Origin of the sequence: Simplicispira psychrophila DSM 11588 (assembly GCF_000688255.1) — a bacterium.
In the GTDB taxonomy this organism is placed as follows: Bacteria; Pseudomonadota; Gammaproteobacteria; order Burkholderiales; family Burkholderiaceae_C; genus Simplicispira; species Simplicispira psychrophila.
This window is the reverse complement of the sequence record NZ_JHYS01000001.1, coordinates 112,623-130,627: the sequence shown is the minus strand read 5'-3', so window position 1 is coordinate 130,627 and position 18,005 is coordinate 112,623. Positions and strand designations below refer to the sequence as shown.

Below are 18,005 nucleotides of genomic sequence, written 5' to 3'. Positions count from 1 at the left end.
TGAGGCCTATTTGACCAAAGGTTTTGCATGTCGTCCATGACCCCCCAAGAGATTGTCTCCGAACTCGACAAGCACATCGTCGGCCAGGCCAGCGCCAAGCGTGCCGTGGCGATTGCGCTGCGCAACCGCTGGCGCCGCCAGCAGGTGCCCGAAGCGCTGCGCCACGAAATTACGCCGAAAAACATCTTGATGATTGGCCCCACCGGTGTCGGCAAGACCGAAATTGCCCGGCGCCTGGCGCGTCTGGCGGACGCACCTTTCATCAAGGTCGAAGCGACCAAGTTCACCGAGGTCGGCTATGTCGGCAAGGATGTGGACGCCATCATTCGGGATCTGGCGGAAATCGCCGTCAAACAAGAGCGCCAGGCGCAGGTGTTGCGCGTGCGCGCCGGCGCTGAAGATGCGGCCGAAGAGCGCATCCTGGATGCATTGATTCCCGGCGCGCGTAGCAGCGATATCGCCTCTGCTGCGCCCGCCACCGAGAGCACAGCGCGCCAGGTGTTTCGTAAAAAGCTGCGCGAAGGCCAGCTCGACGACAAGGAGATCGAGATTGACGTCGCCGATGCACGCCCGCAACTCGAAATCATGGGGCCCCAGGGCATGGAAGAAATGGCCGAGCAGTTGCGCGGCGTCTTCAGCCAGATGGGGCAAGAGCGGCGCCACACGCGCAAGCTGCGCATTGCCGAGGCGCGCAAGCTGCTGATCGAAGAAGAAGCCGGCAAGCTGGTCAACGAAGATGACATCAAGAGCCGCGCGCTGGTCAGTGCCGAGCAAAACGGCATCGTGTTCATCGATGAAATCGATAAAGTGGCCTCGCGCCAAGACAGCAGCAATGCCGATGTGTCGCGCCAAGGGGTGCAGCGCGACTTGCTGCCGCTGGTTGAGGGCACCACGGTGTCAACCAAATACGGCGTGGTCAAGACCGACCACATTCTGTTCATTGCCTCGGGTGCGTTCCATGTGTCCAAACCGAGCGATCTGATCCCCGAGCTGCAAGGGCGTTTCCCGATCCGTGTGGAGTTGGAGTCGCTGTCGGTGCAGGACTTTGAGGCCATCCTGATGCAGACTCAGGCCTCGCTGGTCAAGCAGTACCAGGCCTTGCTGGCGACCGAAGGCGTGACACTGGAGTTTTCTGCTGAGGGTATTACGCGCCTGGCGCAAATTGCTTTTGACGTCAATGAAAGCACCGAAAACATCGGTGCCCGTCGGCTCTCGACGGTGATGGAGCGCCTGCTGGATGAAGTCAGTTTTGATGCGGCCCACCGCGCCGGCCAGACCGTGCAGATCGACGCCGCGTATGTCAACGAGCGGCTCCAGGCCCTGAGCCAGGACGAAGACCTGTCGCGCTACATCCTGTGAGCCCAGGGACTGGGGGCTGTTCACGTCCGCTGTCCACGTCACTTTTCGTTCAATGCGCTGAAATACGGGATTACCCTAATGCTCTGTAGGGAGAAGGCGTTGGGCGCAGAGAGCGCGCTAACTGCCTTTGTGCGTACAGAGTTTTGCTATTTTCAATATTCGATCTGCCGGCTAAGTGGTTGATTTCATTGAAAGAAGATGTTTCCTGGGGTGGTCGGTCGGATTGATTTCCTGATACAGTGCAAAAAAGTGCAATGAAGTGGGAAAATAGCCGGCTTCGTCGCAGTTTTTGGCGTTGAACCAGCAAAAATCAAGAGCGAGGTGTCTGTCTGTGTTTCAAGGGGCTTCCTCGCTGAGTCTGGATGCAAAGGGCCGCCTCTCGATACCTACCCGGCACCGCGATGTTTTGGCCACCACTGCTTCAGGCCAGCTCACTCTTACCAAACACCCCCACGGATGCCTTATGGTTTTTCCCCGTCCCGAATGGGAAAAATTTCGCGAACGCATTGCCCAGTTGCCTTTGTCGGCCCAGTGGTGGAAGCGTATTTTTTTAGGCAATGCCCTGGACGTGGATATGGATGCCACCGGCCGTGTGCTGGTGTCACCCGAGTTGCGCCAAGCCGCTGGCATTCGGCGTGACGCCACGCTGCTGGGCATGGGCCACCATTTCGAGTTGTGGGACCGGGCGACTTACGAGACACAAGAGGCGCAAGCCCTGCAGGGTCCCATGCCTGACGTCTTCCACGATTTTGCTTTCTGAAGGCGCAGTGTGACCGAACAACGACAACACAAGACGGTGCTGCTGGACGAGGCGGTAGATGCCCTGCTGGCCGGTGCCGAGACCGCGCCGCAAGGCACCTGGATCGATGCCACCTTTGGCCGGGGTGGCCATTCGCGGCACATCCTTTTGCGCTTGGGGCCGCAGGGACGGTTATTGGCGTTCGACAAGGACCCTGAAGCCATCGCCGAAGCGGCGCGCATCCAGGATGCGCGTTTTTCGATTCGCCACGAAGGGTTTCGCCATCTGGCCGACTTGGCGCCTGCCAGCGCTGCCGGTGTGCTAATGGACCTGGGCGTGAGTTCGCCCCAGATTGACAGCCCCGAGCGCGGTTTCAGCTTTCGCTTTGATGGCCCGTTGGACATGCGCATGGACACCACACGTGGCGAGAGCGTGGCGCAGTGGCTGGCCTATGCCGAGGTGGGGCAGATTGCGGAGGTGATACGTGAATATGGTGAAGAACGGTTTGCTGGCCCCATTGCAAAGGCGATTGTTGCGCGCCGACAAGAACGTGGCCCGCTGGCTACGACCGCCGAACTGGCCGAACTCGTGGCTGGCACGGTCAAGACCCGCGAAGCGGGCCAAAATCCGGCCACACGCACCTTTCAGGCTTTTCGGATTTTTATCAATGCCGAACTGCAAGAGCTGCAGCAAGCGCTAGAAGCCAGTTTGTCGGTGCTCCAGCCCGGCGGGCGTCTGGTGGTGATCAGCTTTCATTCGCTGGAAGACCGCATCGTCAAGCAGTTCATTGCCGAGCACTCCAAAGAGGTCTATGACCGGCGCGCGCCGTTTGCGCCGCCCAAGGCCATGCGCCTCACGGCACTGGCGCGTATCAAGCCCAGCGCTGCCGAAGTCACGGGTAATCCGCGCTCCCGCAGTGCCGTGATGCGCGTGGCCGAACGCACCCAGGTGCCTGCATGAGCCTTTCTGTGCCGCCCGCAGCAGTGCCTGCCCGAGGGAGAGCGGCGTGGGTGTGGACGGGTGTGGCTGCGCCGCGGCAAGGGGCTGCCCATGATGCGGCTTAACGTGCTGCTGCTGTTGGCGGTGCTGGTCAGTGCCTTGTATCTGGTGCGTAACCAATACGACTCGCGCCTGCTCTACACCGAGCTGGACCGTGCCCAGGTGGAGGCGCGGCGCCTCGCGCTGGAGCAGGAGCGTCTGCAGGTGGACAAGCGGGCGCAAGCCACGCCGCTGCGCGTCGAAACCTTGGCCCATACGCGGCTACAAATGCGCACGGCCACGCCGTCCATCACGGAATATGTGCGTGATGCGCCCGCTGCTGCCGCCACAGGCGCCGCCGTAGCGCCGCCGCAGTCCGCTGGCGCGCCCAAAAAGGGCGTGCCATGAAGCGCAGCATCCGTTACACCTCCAGTCCGCTGCTGGCGAGCAAGACACCGCCCGGGCGCAGCAAGCTGATCGTCGGGGTGATCGCGGTGGCCTTTTTTGGTCTGGGCGCGCGTGCGGCCTATGTGCAAGTGCTGGACAACGCCTTTTTTCAGCGCCAGGGCGAGGTGCGTTTTGCACGCACCCTGGATTTGCCCGCCTACCGCGGCAAGTTGCTCGACCGTAATGGCCTGATTCTGGCCTCCAGCGTGCCCGCCGCCAGCATTTGGGCCATTCCGGAAGACGTCGAGCAAGACGATCCGCAGGTGCGCGCCCAACTCAAGCAGTTGGCCAAACTCATGGACACGCCGCTGGCCAGTCTGAGCGCCAAACTGGCGGATGAAGACAAGACCTTCGTCTGGCTCAAGCGCCAGCTGGACTGGGATGTGGGCGAGAAAATCACTGCGCTGGGTATCAAGGGCATCTATTTGCGCAAGGAATACAAGCGCCTCTACCCCGAAGGCGAGGCGATTGCCCACGTGGTCGGTTTCACCAACGTCGAGGACAAGGGTCAGGAGGGCATGGAACTGGCTTTCAACGACCTGCTGGCCGGCAAGGCCGGTTCGCGCCGCGTCATCAAGGACCGTATGGGTCGTGTGGTCGAGGGCGTGGGCGAAGTCGTGCCACCCATGGACGGGCGCGACATGCAGTTGTCGATTGACAGCAAGGTACAGTTTTTTGCCTACCAAAAATTGCGTGACCAGGTGATTGCGCACAAGGCCAAGGCCGGCAGCGTGGTGGTGCTGGACGCCGTGACCGGCGAAGTGCTGGCACTGGCCAATTACCCCAGCTACGTGCCGGACAAGCGCCAGAATCTGACCGGTGAGCAGTTGCGCAACCGGGCCCTGACCGACACTTTCGAGCCCGGCTCGACCATGAAGCCGTTCACCATCGGCTTGGCGCTGGACAGCGGGCGCGTGCGCCCCGGCACCATCGTGGACACCACTCCCGGGCGCATCACCATCACCGGTTCGACCATTTCCGATACGCACAACTACGGTGTGCTCACGGTCGAAGGCGTGATCCAGAAGTCCAGCAACGTCGGCACGACCAAGATTGCGATGCAGATGCCGGCGCGCGAGATGTGGGAGACCTTCTCTGCCGCTGGCTTTGGGCAAAAGCCGCAAATTGCCTTTCCCGGCGCTGTCAGTGGCCGTTTGCGCGCTTACAAGACCTGGCGCCCGATCGAGCAGGCCACCATGTCGTATGGCTATGGTCTGTCAGCCAGCCTGTTTCAGATGGCGCGCTCGTACACCGTGTTTGCGCACGATGGTCAGATCATCACCGCCACCATGCTCAAAAGCGAGCAGCCCGCCTTGGGCGTGCCGGTGTTTTCGCCGCAGACTGCGGCCCAAGTACGCAAGATGCTGCAAATGGCCGCTGGCCCTGGTGGTACCGGACAGCGGGCGCAAACACAGGGCTATTCGGTCGGCGGCAAGTCCGGCACGGCGCGCAAACAGATTGGCAAAACTTATTCCACGGGCAAATACCGTGCCTGGTTCACCGGCATGGCGCCGATTGAAAAGCCCCGCATCATCGTCGCCGTGATGGTGGACGAACCTAACAACGGCACCTACTACGGCGGTACCGTCGCCGCGCCCGTGTTCAGCGAAGTGGTACAGCAAACCCTGCGCATGATGGGTGTGCCGCCGGACATGGCGGTGAAGCCACAAATCGTTGCCGATGTGGCGGAGGAGACCTTGTAATGCGCCTGTTGGATAACGCCTTGGATGCCGTGCAGTGGCTGCGCCAGCACGTCACCGGTACGCTGCACACCGACAGCCGCCGGATTGCCCCCGGCGACGGTTTCATCGCCTGGCCCGGCGCTGCCACCGATGGCCGCGCGCATGTGGCTGATGCCTTGGCGCGCGGTGCCAGCGCCTGCCTGGTCGAGCAGGTCGGCGCCGAGCCTTTTGGTCTTGCTGGCGCCGACCTGGCGGCGTTGACTGGCCTCAAGGCCGCCACCGGCGACATCGCGGCGCAGTGGTTTGCCCAGCCGTCACAGGCGCTTAACGTCGTTGCCTTTACCGGCACCAATGGCAAGACCAGCAGCGCCTGGTGGTTGGCGGATGCGCTACAACATAGTGAGCTGGATGCGCTTGCCCCGTGTGGGTTGGTGGGTACTTTGGGCATGGGTGTGATACCCCACCTGCAAAGCACGGGCATGACCACGCCCGATCCGGTGCGGCTGCAGCGCGCGTTTCGCCAGTTTGTTGATGCGGGTGTGCACAGCTGCGCCATCGAAGCCTCGTCGATTGGTCTGGCCGAGCACCGACTGGCCGGCACGCGCATCCGCGTCGGTGTGTTCACCAATTTCACGCAAGACCACCTCGACTACCACGGCAGCATGGAGGCCTACTGGCAGTCCAAGGTGGCGCTGTTCGACTGGCCCGGCCTGCAGGCGGCAGTGATCAATATCGATGATGCGCATGGCGCCACGCTGCACGCCACCTTGGCGGGCCGTGGGCTGGATCTGTGGAGCGTGTCCATGCAGCGTAGCGCGCGGCTGCAGGCGCAAGCCGTGGGTTTTGGCGATGCTGGTCTGCGGTTTGCCGTGGTTGAGGGCGATGAGCGCCATCTGCTGCAAACCGCGCTGATCGGCGACTACAACGTCTCCAATCTGCTCGGTGTGATTGCCGCCCTGCGCGCGCTCGGCGTGCCGCTGGCGCGCGCCGTGTGGGCCTGCGCGGCGCTGTTGCCGGTGCCGGGGCGCATGGAGCGCATCGCTGCTGCTGGCCAGCCGCTGGTGGCGGTGGACTATGCCCACACGCCCGATGCGCTGCAGCAGGCGCTGCGTGCCCTGCGCGCGCTGGCGACGGAGCGCGGCGGGCAGCTGTGGTGCGTGTTTGGCTGCGGCGGCGACCGCGACGCCAGCAAACGCCCGCTGATGGGTGCAGCCGCGCAGCGCCAAGCCGATTGGGTGGTGCTGACCAGTGACAACCCGCGCAGCGAAGACCCGGCGCACATCCTTCACCAGGTGCTGCAAGGCACGATTGCGGGCGAGACCGTGCGCGTTGAGCCGGACCGTGCCACCGCCATTGCGCTGGCACTGGCCGAGGCCGATGCCCGCGATGTGGTGCTGATCGCGGGCAAGGGACACGAAGATTACCAAGAGACGGCAGGCGTGCGCCGGCCGTTCTCGGACATGGCCCAGGCACGCGCGGCGTTGCAGGCCCGAGGAAGTATCGAATGAGCATGATGAGCTTGCAACAGGCGCTGGGGTTCATTCAGCAGCGCATTCCCCAGGCCCGTCTGGTGGGCGAGGGCAGCACGGCTATAGCGCGTGTCCACACCGACAGCCGCAGTCTGCAAGCGGGCGATTTGTTTGTCGCGCTGCAGGGCGAGCGTTTTGACGCCCACCAGTTTCTGCCCCAGGCGCGCCAAGCCGGCGCAGTAGCCGCCGTGGCCCACGGTGGTTTGCCGAACGCAGGCCTGGCCGGCATTGAAGTGCCTGACACGCTACTGGCGCTGGGCGCTTTGGCGGCGGGCTGGCGCGCGCAGTTTGACCTGCCGCTGATAGCGGTGACTGGCAGCAACGGCAAAACCACCGTGACGCAGATGCTGGCGTCCATCCTGGCGGCCCATGCTGGCAGTGCCGCCTTCGCCACGCAAGGCAATTTCAACAACGCCATTGGTGTGCCGCACACCCTGCTGCGCCTGCGCGCGCAGCACCGCATCGGCGTGGTCGAACTGGGCATGAACCATCCTGGTGAAATCGCTTTGCTGGCCGACATGGCGCGGCCGACGGTGGCGTTGGTTAACAACGCACAGCGTGAGCACCTCGAATTCATGCACACCGTGCAGGCCGTGGCCGAAGAAAACGGCGGCGTGCTGAGCGCTTTGCCGGTGGATGGCGTGGCAGTTTTTCCTGCCGGCGACACCTACACCGCGCTGTGGCGTGGCCTGGCCGGTGCGCGGCGCTGCCTCACTTTTGGTGACGGCGGTGACATCCATAGCCTCCAAGCGGATTGGCAAAGCCGTGCTTGGCAGGTGCGTATCGCCACGCCGCAGGGGGCCCTGGACTGCACGCTGGCGATTGCCGGGCGCCACAACGTCAGCAATGCTTTGGCGGCGACTGCCTGCGCAATCGCCGCCGGCGTGCCGCTGGCGGCGATTGCGCAGGGACTGGCGGCGTTTGCCCCGGTCAAGGGCCGTTCGCGGGCTTTCAGCGTGCAGCACGGCACGCGCCACATCACCGTGGTGGACGACAGCTACAACGCCAACCCCGACTCGATGCACGCTGCCATTGCGGTACTGGCCGAGCTGCCGGCGCCGCGCCTGCTGGTGATGGGTGACATGGGCGAAGTCGGCAACCAAGGGCCGCAGTTTCACACCGAAGCCGGCACCCAGGCGCGGGACTGCGGCATTGAGCAGCTGTTCACGCTGGGCGCGCAATCGGCGCACGCCGCCAGCGCCTTTGGCGCGGGACAGCATTTTGACAACATGGCGCTGCTGCTGGCAGCGGTGCAGGCGCAATTGCCCACGGTGGGCAGCGTGCTGGTAAAGGGATCTCGGTTTATGAAGATGGAACAAGTGCTGGACGCCCTGGCGGCGCCCGCGGTGCAACGGAGTGCTCCATGCTGATGTGGTTGGCGCAGTGGCTGCAAAGCGTGTCCACTGAATTTGGATTTTTTCGAGTCTTCCAGTACCTGACGCTGCGCGCCGTGATGGCCGCGTTGACGGCACTGCTGATCGGTCTGCTTGCTGGCCCACGCGTCATTCGGCGCCTGACCGAACTGAAAATTGGCCAGCCGATTCGCACCAACGGCATGGAAACGCACCATGTCAAAAGCGGTACCCCCACCATGGGCGGCGTGCTGATCCTGCTCGCCATCACCGTCTCCACCTTGCTGTGGGCCGACCTGTCGAACCGCTTTGTCTGGATCGTGCTGCTGGTGATGCTGGGTTTTGGCGCCATTGGCTGGGTGGACGACTGGCGCAAGGTGGTCTACAAAGACCCCAACGGCATGCGTTCGCGCGAAAAATACCTATGGCAGTCGATCGTCGGGCTGCTGGCGGCGTTGTATCTGGTGTTCAGCATCTCCGAGAGTTCGAACTACAAGGTGTTCGAGTTGTTCGTCTCCTGGGTGCGCTCGGGTCTGGATGTTACTTTGCCCGCCCAGGCCGGCCTGTTGCTACCGTTTTTCAAGGAAGTGAGCTACCCGCTGGGCGTGCTGGGTTTTGTCATCATGACCTACTTAGTCATCGTTGGCTCCAGCAACGCCGTCAATCTAACCGACGGGCTGGATGGGCTGGCCATCATGCCGGTGGTCATGGTCGGCTCATCGCTGGGGGTATTTGCTTATGTGGTTGGCAGCGCGGTGTATTCCAAGTATTTGTTGTTTCCGCACATTCCGGGCTCGGGGGAGTTGCTGATCTTTTGTGCCGCCATGGCCGGTGCTGGCCTGGCATTTTTATGGTTCAACACGCACCCGGCGCAGGTTTTCATGGGCGACGTCGGCGCGCTGGCGCTGGGGGCGGCGCTGGGCACCATTGCGGTCATCGTGCGCCAGGAGATCGTGCTGGCCATCATGGGTGGCATTTTTGTGGTTGAAGCCATTTCGGTGATGTTGCAGGTGACCTGGTTCAAGGCGACCAAAAAGCGCTACGGCGAGGGCCGGCGCCTGCTCAGGATGGCACCCCTGCACCACCATTTTGAAAAAATCGGCTGGAAGGAAACGCAGGTGGTGGTGCGTTTCTGGATCGTCACCATGTTGCTGTGCCTGGTGGGTTTATCGACCCTGAAACTGCGATGAATAGCGACGCTTTGAACCCGCACGACAGCCCCGCAGCGGTGTCCGCTGGCGTGCCAGCGCCCAAACCTGACTGGTTGCTGGACGGCCATGCCCCCGCAGTGTCGGCGGCGCAGGTGGCGACCGAGTTTGTGGCGCAAATGTTTGCCGATGTCAGCACGCCGGCGACGGCTTTGGCGGCGGTAGCTGCTGCGGCAGAAGCCGAGGCAGTGTCTGCCGATACAACTTTCGAGTGGTCTTCCCATGTGCCCGCTGCTATGTCCGCCGAGCAAGACCTGGTGCCACTGCAAGGCCGCAAGGTGCTGGTGCTGGGGCTGGGCGATTCCGGTCTGGCCATGGCGCGCTGGTGTGTGCGCTGCTGTGCGCAGGTGACGGTGGCGGACACACGCGCCGCACCGCCGCAACTGGTCGCTTTGCAGGCCGAATGGCCCCAGGTGCAGTTTGTGGCCGGCGCTTTCGATGCGGCACTGGTGGACGGTCAGGACCTGCACGCCATTTACCGCTCTCCGGGGCTGAGTCCCGCCAGTATTGATGCTGTTTTGATAGCTGCTAGCGCAAGCGGAGTAAGCGTTGGAGGCGAGTTAAGCTTGTATTCGATGGCCTTGCGCACCTTGCGTGCTACGCAAGGCTACGCGCCGGCGGTGCTGGCGATCACCGGCACCAATGGCAAAACCACGGTCACCTCGCTGACGTGCCAACTGGTCGAGCGCGCCGGCCAATCGGTGGCGATGGCCGGCAACATTGGCCCAACCTTGCTCGATACCCTCACGGCGCATCTGGACGCGGGCACATTGCCAGCAGTGTGGGTGCTAGAGCTGTCGAGCTTTCAACTCGATGGCGTGACTGGCTTTGAGCCGACGGCCGCCGCAGTGCTCAACCTCACCCAAGACCATTTGGACTGGCACGGCAGCCTGGAGGCCTACGCTGGCGCCAAAGCGCGTATTTTTGGCAGCGCGGCACTGATGGTGCTGAACCGTGAAGACCCTGGTGTGATGGCCATGCTGCCCGAGCCGGTGCGCGTCAAGCTGCAAAAACCGCAGTGGCGTGCTTACACCACCTTTGGTGCCGACCTGCCGCAGCGCCCCGGCGACTTTGGCATTGAAACCCTCAACGGCATGGCCTGGCTGGTGCGCGCGCAGCCGGCAGACGGCACGCCCCAGCGCCGCACGCGCGGCTTGGACGCCGAGGTTGAACCGCTGCATCTGCAGCGCCTGATGCCGGCGGACGCCCTGCGTATCCGCGGCCGGCACAACGCCACCAATGCGCTGGCGGCACTGGCGCTGGCGCACGCTGCCGGCGGAGCACTCGGGCCGATGCTGTACGGCCTGCGCGAATACCACGGCGAGCCGCACCGTGTGCAGTCCATCGGTCGGCTCAATGGCATCGAATACTTTGACGATAGCAAGGGTACCAATGTGGGTGCCACGGTGGCCGCGTTGGCGGGCCTGGGCGCCGAGCGGCGTGTGGTCGTTATTCTGGGCGGCGATGGCAAGGGCCAAGATTTTTCCCCGTTGGCGCTGCCGGTAGCGCGCTACGCCCGCGCGGTACTGCTCATTGGCCGCGATGCGCCGCTGATCCGCCACGCGCTGGAGGATGCCGGCGTACCGCTGCTGGCCGCGATCGATATGGCGCACGCAGTGCAAGTGGCGGCGCAGCGGGCCCATCCCGGCGACGCTGTCTTGCTGTCGCCCGCTTGCGCCAGTTTTGACATGTTCAATGGCTATGAGCACCGCGCGCAGGTCTTTGGCGCAGCGGTGCAGGCCCTCGCGCAGGACGTTGGGCAGAGCCTGGAGGGTGCACCATGAGCAGCGATAGGCCGAATGTTTTTGCACGCCTGGTCGGCTGGTTTAGCGGTTTGCCCAGCAAGGCGGTCGATGTGTTGCCGGTGCGCGTGGGCGGCATGGAGTACCGCCGCACCACCGCCACGCCGGCGCACGTGCTGGGCTTTGACCAAACGCTGCTGTGGGTGGTGGTGGCGTTACTGGCCTGGGGGCTGGTGATGGTGTATTCGGCCTCGATTGCCATGCCGCAGAATCCGCGCTTTGGCAAGATTGCGCCGACGCACTTTTTGGTGCGCCATGCGATGTCGCTGGTGATTGGCTTTATCGTGGCGCTGTTGACGTTCCAGATCTCCATGGCCACTTGGGAGCGCTCGGCGCGGGCGCTGTTCCTGGTATCAATTGGCCTGCTGGTGCTGGTGCTGGTGCCGCATGTGGGCACGGTGGTCAATGGCGCGCGGCGCTGGCTGTCGCTGGGGGTGATGAATTTTCAGCCCTCTGAGCTAGCCAAATTTGCCGTGCTGATCTACGCCTCAGATTACATGTGCCGCAAGATGGAGGTGAAGGAGCGCTTCTTTCGCGCCGTGCTGCCCATGGGGGCTGCGGTCGGCTTGGTGGGGGCGCTGCTGCTGGCCGAGCCGGACATGGGCGCTTTCATGGTGATTGCCGTGATTGCCATGGGCATCCTATTTCTGGGCGGCGTCAATGCGCGCATGTTCATCATGATCGGCGTGGTGCTGGTGTCGGCGTTCGGGCTGATGATCGCCTTCAACGATTACCGGCGCGCGCGCATTTTTGCTTACCTGGACCCCTGGAGCGAAAACAATGCGCTGGCCAAGAGCTACCAGCTCACGCACTCGCTGATTGCCATCGGGCGTGGCGAAGTGTTTGGCGTTGGCTTGGGCGGCAGCGTCGAAAAGCTGCACTGGTTGCCCGAGGCACATACCGATTTTCTGGTTGCCGTGATTGGCGAAGAGTTTGGCCTGATGGGCGTACTCACTTTGCTGCTGCTGTTCTTGTGGATGGCGCGGCGCATCATGCACATTGGCCGCCAGGCGATTGCACTGGACCGGGTGTTTGCCGGCTTGGTGGCGCAAGGCGTGGCCATCTGGATGGGTTTTCAGGCCTTCATCAACGTCGGCGTGAACCTGGGCGCGCTGCCGACCAAGGGCCTGACGCTGCCTCTCATGAGCTTTGGCGGCTCGGCCATTTTGATGAACATGGTGGCGCTGGCGGTGGTGTTTCGCATCGACTATGAAAACAAGCTGCTGATGCGCGCCGGCGACAGCACTGCGGCATCAGCGCGCACCCACGGGGGCTCGGCATGACCGCAGTGCCCCACACCACCGCTGCGCGCAGTAAAACCGCGCTCATCATGGCGGGTGGTACCGGTGGCCACATCTTTCCGGGCCTGGCGGTGGCGCAGGAGTTGCGCGCGCGCGGCTGGCGCGTGCACTGGCTCGGCGCGCCCGCCAGCATGGAGGCCCGCATCGTGCCGCAGCACGGTTTTGCGCTGGAGACCATTGACTTTTCCGGCGTGCGCGGCAAGGGCGTGCTGACACTGTTGCGCCTGCCGCTGCGCTTGCTGCGTGCCTTTTGGCAGGCACGCGCCGTGGTGCAGCGGGTGCAACCCGACGTGGTGGTCGGCCTGGGAGGCTACATCAGCTTTCCCGGGGGGCTGGTGGCCTGGGCCGCCGGCAAGCCGCTGGTGCTGCATGAGCAAAATTCCGTCGCCGGCATGGCCAACAAGCTATTGGCACGCTTGGCGGAGCGAGTGTTTACGGCCTTTCCCGGGGTATTTCCCCAGGCCCAATGGGTCGGCAACCCGCTGCGCGCGGCGTTCACCCAGCAGCCTGGGCCGGTTGAGCGCTTTGCCGGGCGCAGTGGGCCGTTGCGCCTGTTGGTCGTCGGTGGCAGCCTGGGCGCACGTGCGCTCAATGACATCGTGCCGCAGGCGCTGGCGCTGATTCCCGCTTGGCAGCGCCCGCTGGTCACGCACCAAAGCGGCGCGGCGCAAATCGACGCGCTGCGCGCCAACTACGCTGCGGCCGGTGCCGAAGCCGAACTCACGCCTTTCATCGATGACACCGCCAGCGCTTTTGCCGATGCCGACATCATCGTTTGTCGTGCCGGTGCCAGTACGGTCACCGAGATCGCCGCCATCGGCGCGGCGGCCGTATTCGTGCCGTTCCCGTCGGCGGTGGACGACCATCAGACCACCAACGCGCAATTTTTGGTGCAGGCGGGCGGCGGCTGGTTGCTGCCGCAGCGCGACATGACACCGCAACGATTGGCAGATATGCTACAAAATATGGAGCGAACTGCGCTTGTGCAGCGGGCGCTAGAGGCTAAAAAGATGCAAAAAATAAACGCCACCCACGAGGTGGTTGCTGCGTGCGAGGCACTGACCGTATGAAGCACGCTATCCACCACATCCATTTCGTCGGCATTGGCGGCTCGGGCATGAGCGGCATTGCCGAAGTCATGCACAACCTGGGTTACGCCATCACCGGCTCTGATTTGGCCGACAGCGCGGTGCTGCGCCGGTTGCAAACCCTGGGAATCGTTATCCACGTGGGCCACGCCGCTGAGCACATCGCGGGCGCCGATGCCGTAGTCACCTCGACGGCGGTGAAGGCCGACAACCCCGAGGTGCTGGCAGCACGCGAGAAAAGAATTCCGGTGGTGCCCCGCGCCCTGATGCTGGCCGAGCTGATGCGCCTCAAGCGCGGCATTGCCATTGCCGGTGCGCATGGCAAGACAACGACTACCAGCTTGGTCACTAGCGTGCTGGCCGAGGCTGATCTGGACCCGACGTTTGTGATTGGCGGGCGCCTCAACAGCGTGGGTGCCAATGCGCGGCTGGGACAGGGTGAATACATCATTGTCGAGGCCGACGAGTCCGATGCCTCGTTCCTGAACCTGCTGCCGGTGATGGCCGTGGTGACCAACATTGACGCCGACCACATGGAAACCTACGGCCACGATTTTGGCCGGCTGAAGAAGGCATTTGTCGAGTTTTTGCACCGGATGCCGTTTTATGGCGCCGCCATCATGTGCATTGACGATGCCGCGGTGCGTGACATCCTCGACCAGATCGCCCGCCCCATCACCAGTTATGGCTTTAGTGACGAGGCGCAGGTGCGTGCCATTAACGTGCGCGCCGCGGCGGGGCAGATGTACTTCACGGTGCAGCGGCGCAACGGCGTCAGCCTGCCGGACATGGACGTGGTGCTAAATCTGGCGGGCGAGCACAACGTGCTCAATGCCCTGGCCGCCATTGCCGTGGCGGTGGAGCTGGGCATTGACGACGCCGCCGTGCTGCGCGCGTTGGCCAGCTTCAAGGGTGTGGGCCGGCGTTTTCAGCGCTATGGCGATTTGCCGGCACAGGGCGGCGGCCATTTCACCGTGATCGACGACTACGGCCACCACCCGGTCGAGATGGCGGCCACACTGGCCGCAGCGCGCGGCGCCTTTCCGGGCCAGCGCCTGGTGCTGGCGTTTCAGCCGCACCGCTACACGCGCACCCGCGACTGTTTCGAAGATTTCATCCAGGTGCTGGGCGGTGCCGACGCAGTGCTGCTGACCGAGGTTTATGCCGCTGGCGAGGCGCCGATAGTCGGCGCCGATGGCCGCGCACTGGCGCGCGCGCTGCGTTTGGCCGGTCGGGTCGAGCCGTTGTTCGTCGCCAATGTTGCAGATTTACCACGGACCATAGCCGACAATGCGCGCGCAGGGGATGTGGTGCTGTGCATGGGGGCCGGAACCATCGGAACAGTTGCCGCCAAGATCGTGGAATTGCTACAAAATAGCGAGCTATTAGCGCTGGATGGGGGCGCCTTATGACCTTATTTGATTCAAAAACAGACATTGCCGCGCTGGGCAAGGTCGCCGTGCTGATGGGCGGCGCCTCGGCCGAGCGCGAAGTTTCACTGATGTCCGGCAGCGGCGTGCTGCAGGCGCTGCGCGCCCGCGGCGTGGATGCGCACGCCTTTGATCCGGCCCACACCGGCCTGAACGTGCTGCAGCACGAGGGCTATGCACGCTGCTTTATTGCACTGCACGGGCGCCACGGCGAAGACGGCACGGTGCAGGGCGCGCTCGAATTGATGGGTATTCCCTACACCGGCCCTGGCGTGTTGGCATCCAGCATCGCCATGGACAAGATCATGACCAAGCGCCTGTGGCGCGCCGATGGTTTGCCCACCCCCGACTGGCGTTTGGTGGACAGCGCCGCCGACACCGAGCACGCGCTGCGGGCCCTGGGCGTGCCGATGATTGTCAAGCCGGCGCGCGAGGGCTCGACCATCGGCCTGACCAAGGTGTTCACGGCGGATCAGTGCGCCCAGGCCTATGCGCTGGCGGCGCTCTATGACCCTGAAGTGCTGTGCGAGCAATTCATCGAGGGTGATGAAACCACCTGTCCGGTGCTGGGCGAGGGCGCCAGTGCGCAGGCTTTTCCGCTGATCCGCATCGTCGCGCCGCAAGGCAATTACGACTACCAGAACAAATATTTCACCGACGACACGCAATACCACTGCCCCAGCGGCTTGCCCGAGGCCGAGGAGCGTGAAATTGCACGTCTTGTTGTGGCGGCTTACCGCTCGCTTGGCTGCCGTGGTTGGGCGCGTGCCGACATCATGATCCGCGCCAGCGACCGCCAGCCGTTCTTGCTGGAGATCAACACCTCGCCCGGCATGACCGGGCATTCACTGGTGCCGATGTCCGCCCGTGCTGCCGGCCTCAGCTATGGCGACTTGTGTCTGCGCCTGCTGGCCAGCGCCACGCTCGATACCCCGCAGGGTGCCTGCCCGGCCATGCTGCAGGAGATGCCTGCATGAATCCTGGGCTGCCCGCACCCCTGGACGTCAAGTTCATGAACCTGGCTGCGTCGCTGGTGTTCATGGCGTGCGTCGTGCTGGTGCTGGCCGCGGGAGCGTGGTGGGTGCTGCGCCATCCGGCGTTTGCCATTGGCCGCATCGTGGTGCAGGGGGAACTGGTGCACAACAACGCAGTGACGCTGCGCGCCAACGTGGCGCCGCAGCTGGTGGGTAATTTTTTCACTATCAATCTGGGTGCGGCCCGCGATGCCTTTGAGCAGGTACCCTGGGTGCGCAGCGCGCAGGTGCGCCGCGAATACCCGCGCACGCTGCGTGTGGTGCTGCAGGAGCACCACGCCGCAGCCCATTGGGGCCCCGAGGCGGGCAATGCCATGCTGAACCAGCAGGGGCACGTGTTCGAGGCCAACGGCGAGGACGCCGAGCAGGATGACTTGCCACGCCTGAATGGCCCCGAGGGCTATGCCGCGCAGGTGTTGCAGATGCACGCGCTGCTGCAGCCGGTGTTTGCTCTGTTGGATATGGAGATAGACGAACTGACGCTCTCGGGCCGTGGTGGCTGGCACGTGGTGCTTGACAGCGGAGCGGTGGTCGAATTGGGCGGGGGGACGAACCAGGAGGTAGTCCAGCGTACCCAGCGTTTTGCCCACACGCTCACGCAAGTGGCGGCGCAGCACCGGCGCCATGCGGACGCACTGGAATCGGCCGATCTGCGCCACACCGGCGGCTACGCACTGCGTTTGCGCGGTATCACCACAGTCGCGTCCGATGCCCCGACAGCAGCGCGCAAGTAGGCAAAATAGAAGAACAAAAGGCAGACAGGCATATGGCAAGAGAATACAAAGATGTAGTGGTAGGGCTGGACATCGGCACGGCAAAGATCATGGCGGTGGTGGCCGAGGTGTTGCCCAACGGTTCGCTCAAGCTGGCGGGCTTGGGTGTGGCCCCCAGTAACGGCCTCAAACGCGGCGTGGTGGTCAATATTGACGCTACGGTGCAGAGCATCCAGCTGGCACTCAAAGAAGCCGAATTGATGGCTGACTGCAAGATCCAGCGCGTCTACACCGGTATTACCGGCAGCCACATCCGCGGGCTCAACTCCAGCGGCATGGTGGCGGTGAAGGACAAAGAGGTCACCGCTGCCGACGTGGCGCGCGTGGTAGAGACCGCCAAGGCCATCAACATCTCCAGTGACCAGCGTTTATTGCTGGTAGAGCCGCAAGAATTTGTAATAGATGGACAGGATGTAAAAGAGCCGATTGGCATGAGTGGCATCCGTCTGGAGGCCAAAATCCACATCGTTACCGGTGCCCAGAGTGCCGCTGAAAACATCATCAAATGTGTGCGCCGCTGCGGTCTGGAGGTCGAGCAATTGCTGCTCAATCCGCTGGCGTCGAGCCAGGCCGTGCTCACGGACGATGAGCGCGAACTGGGCGTGGCGCTGGTCGATATTGGCGCTGGCACCACCGATGTCGCCATCTTCACCGGTGGCGCGATTCGCCATACGGCAGTGATCCCGATTGCTGGTGACTTGATCACCAGCGACATCGCCATGGCGCTGCGCACCCCTACCAAGGACGCCGAAGACATCAAGGTCGAGAGCGGCTACGCCAAGCAATTGCTGGCCGATCCCGAGGCCCAAGTCGAAGTGCCCGGCCTGGGCGACCGTGGCCCGCGCATGATCAGTAAACAGGCGCTGGCCGGGGTGATTGAGCCGCGCGTGGAAGAGATTTTTTCGCTGGTTCAACAGGTCATTCGCGAGTCCGGTTTTGAGGAGGTGCTGTCATCCGGCATCGTGCTTACCGGCGGCAGCGTGGTCATGCCGGGCATGGTCGAACTGGGCGAAGACATTTTCCTGAAACCGGTGCGCCGGGGCATTCCCAAGTATTCCAGCGCGCTGTCCGACATGGTGGCCCAGCCGCGTGCGGCTACCGTGATGGGGCTGCTGGAAGAAGCGCGCTTGGCCCGGCTGCGAGGTTTCAAGGTGGCGCAAAAAAGCGGTTCCGTGCAAACTGCTTTTGGCCGCTTCAAAGATTTCATCGTGGGCAATTTCTGACCATGCCAAATGCCTTCTGGTCCGCGTTACATGTTACTTCCCGATGGGGCTTAATGGGTC

15 protein-coding genes are annotated in these 18,005 nt (G+C 63.4%); all 15 read left to right on the top strand.

The window, feature by feature from the left end:
* The first annotated feature begins 27 nt into the window (after positions 1-27).
* The 15 genes from hslU (at position 28) to ftsA (ending at position 17,945) form a co-directional block, all read left to right on the top strand.
* A complete protein-coding gene (gene hslU, locus Q390_RS0100505) occupies positions 28-1,359 on the top strand; it encodes an ATP-dependent protease ATPase subunit HslU (RefSeq protein ID WP_027994303.1) in 1,332 nt (443 codons plus the stop codon).
* Between the two features lie 331 nt (positions 1,360-1,690).
* The gene (mraZ, locus tag Q390_RS0100500) at positions 1,691-2,119 is read left to right on the top strand and encodes a division/cell wall cluster transcriptional repressor MraZ (protein WP_027994302.1); all 429 of its coding nucleotides are present in this window, start codon (positions 1,691-1,693) and stop codon (positions 2,117-2,119) included.
* A 9-nt stretch (positions 2,120-2,128) separates the two neighbouring features.
* Positions 2,129-3,058, top strand: a complete 930-nt coding sequence (gene rsmH, locus Q390_RS0100495; RefSeq protein WP_027994301.1) for a 16S rRNA (cytosine(1402)-N(4))-methyltransferase RsmH — start codon at positions 2,129-2,131, stop codon at positions 3,056-3,058.
* Between the two features lie 90 nt (positions 3,059-3,148).
* Positions 3,149-3,484, top strand: a complete 336-nt coding sequence (gene ftsL / locus Q390_RS0100490) for a cell division protein FtsL (RefSeq protein WP_027994300.1) — start codon at positions 3,149-3,151, stop codon at positions 3,482-3,484.
* On the top strand, positions 3,481-5,226 hold the full coding sequence (locus Q390_RS0100485; protein ID WP_027994299.1) for a peptidoglycan D,D-transpeptidase FtsI family protein: 1,746 nt from the start codon (positions 3,481-3,483) through the stop codon (positions 5,224-5,226). The genes ftsL and Q390_RS0100485 overlap by 4 nt, the downstream gene beginning before the upstream one ends.
* Positions 5,226-6,713 (top strand): UDP-N-acetylmuramoyl-L-alanyl-D-glutamate--2,6-diaminopimelate ligase, encoded by a 1,488-nt coding sequence (locus Q390_RS0100480; RefSeq protein WP_027994298.1) that lies wholly within the window; start codon positions 5,226-5,228, stop codon positions 6,711-6,713. The genes Q390_RS0100485 and Q390_RS0100480 overlap by 1 nt, the downstream gene beginning before the upstream one ends.
* Before the next feature lie 2 nt (positions 6,714-6,715).
* Positions 6,716-8,104 carry a UDP-N-acetylmuramoyl-tripeptide--D-alanyl-D-alanine ligase gene (locus Q390_RS0100475; protein WP_156949800.1) on the top strand — a complete coding sequence of 463 codons (1,389 nt, stop codon included), beginning with the start codon at positions 6,716-6,718 and terminating at the stop codon, positions 8,102-8,104.
* Positions 8,098-9,276, top strand: a complete 1,179-nt coding sequence (gene mraY, locus Q390_RS0100470; protein ID WP_027994296.1) for a phospho-N-acetylmuramoyl-pentapeptide-transferase — start codon at positions 8,098-8,100, stop codon at positions 9,274-9,276. The genes Q390_RS0100475 and mraY overlap by 7 nt, the downstream gene beginning before the upstream one ends.
* Positions 9,273-11,078, top strand: a complete 1,806-nt coding sequence (gene murD / locus Q390_RS0100465; protein WP_027994295.1) for a UDP-N-acetylmuramoyl-L-alanine--D-glutamate ligase — start codon at positions 9,273-9,275, stop codon at positions 11,076-11,078. Before mraY ends, murD begins: the two co-directional genes overlap by 4 nt.
* Positions 11,075-12,379 carry a putative lipid II flippase FtsW gene (ftsW, locus tag Q390_RS17100; protein WP_051602955.1) on the top strand — a complete coding sequence of 435 codons (1,305 nt, stop codon included), beginning with the start codon at positions 11,075-11,077 and terminating at the stop codon, positions 12,377-12,379. The genes murD and ftsW overlap by 4 nt, the downstream gene beginning before the upstream one ends.
* Complete coding sequence (gene murG / locus Q390_RS0100455) at positions 12,376-13,467, top strand: undecaprenyldiphospho-muramoylpentapeptide beta-N-acetylglucosaminyltransferase (RefSeq protein WP_037471900.1); 1,092 nt, start codon at positions 12,376-12,378, stop codon at positions 13,465-13,467. The genes ftsW and murG overlap by 4 nt, the downstream gene beginning before the upstream one ends.
* Entirely contained in the window at positions 13,464-14,897 is a 1,434-nt protein-coding gene (gene murC / locus Q390_RS0100450) for a UDP-N-acetylmuramate--L-alanine ligase (RefSeq protein WP_027994293.1), read from the top strand. The genes murG and murC overlap by 4 nt, the downstream gene beginning before the upstream one ends.
* Positions 14,894-15,892 (top strand): D-alanine--D-alanine ligase, encoded by a 999-nt coding sequence (locus Q390_RS0100445; RefSeq protein WP_027994292.1) that lies wholly within the window; start codon positions 14,894-14,896, stop codon positions 15,890-15,892. Before murC ends, Q390_RS0100445 begins: the two co-directional genes overlap by 4 nt.
* Positions 15,889-16,683 carry a cell division protein FtsQ/DivIB gene (locus Q390_RS0100440; RefSeq protein ID WP_027994291.1) on the top strand — a complete coding sequence of 265 codons (795 nt, stop codon included), beginning with the start codon at positions 15,889-15,891 and terminating at the stop codon, positions 16,681-16,683. The genes Q390_RS0100445 and Q390_RS0100440 overlap by 4 nt, the downstream gene beginning before the upstream one ends.
* A gap of 32 nt (positions 16,684-16,715) precedes the next feature.
* Complete coding sequence (gene ftsA / locus Q390_RS0100435) at positions 16,716-17,945, top strand: cell division protein FtsA (RefSeq protein WP_027994290.1); 1,230 nt, start codon at positions 16,716-16,718, stop codon at positions 17,943-17,945.
* Positions 17,946-18,005 lie beyond the last annotated feature (60 nt).